The organism is Acidovorax sp. KPB24-07, assembly GCF_057543315.1.
Genome location: NZ_BAAJYS010000853.1, coordinates 1 through 733 on the forward strand (window position 1 = coordinate 1; position 733 = coordinate 733).

Consider the following 733-nt stretch of genomic DNA (forward strand, 5'->3'; position numbering starts at 1 on the left):
GCGGTCGTGGCCGGCGCCATGGCGACCTGCGATGTGCCCTTGGCCGGCGCGGCGGCCAGCGTGGGCTTGTAGCCCGGACCGGCGTTGGCCGCGATGATGCGGGCCACGTCGGCGCCGGCGCCCTTGTCCAGGTCGTCGTACACCGCGGTCTGCGCCACGGCCTGGGTGCGCGGCGCGTCGGCCAGCAGGTGGCCGCTGCGGTCCTGCGTGTCCACCTTCACGTCCATGGACAGTCCCACGCGCAGCGGGTGGGTGCGCAATTGCTCGGCATCGATCGCGATGCGCACCGGCACGCGCTGCACCACCTTGATCCAGTTGCCGGTGGCGTTCTGCGCGGGCAGCAGCGCGAAGGCCGAGCCCGTGCCCACGCCCATGCCGGCGATGGTGCCGGTGTATTCCACCTTCTTGCCGTACAGGTCGGCCGTGAGCTTGGCGGGCTGGCCCAGGCGCAGGTTGCGCAGCTGGTTTTCCTTGAAGTTCGCATCCACCCACACCTGGTTGAGCGGCACCACGGTCATGAGCGGCGTGCCGGCGGCCACGCGCTGGCCCAGTTGCACGGTGCGGCGCGCCACGTAGCCGTCCACGGGGGGCGGGCAGGTCGGTGCGGCGGGCGGCCAGGTAGGCCTCGCGCACCTTGCCGGCGGCGGCCAGCACGTTGGGGTTCTGGTCCACCGAGATGCCCTGGGTGAGCGACTGGTTGCTGGCGAGCTGCTCGCGCGCCGACACCACGCCG

1 pseudogene is annotated in these 733 nt (G+C 72.6%); it reads right to left on the bottom strand.

Annotated features, from left to right (window positions below):
• Nucleotides 1-733: pseudogene (locus tag AC27IQ_RS26265) on the bottom strand (EmrA/EmrK family multidrug efflux transporter periplasmic adaptor subunit); the annotation flags it as partial.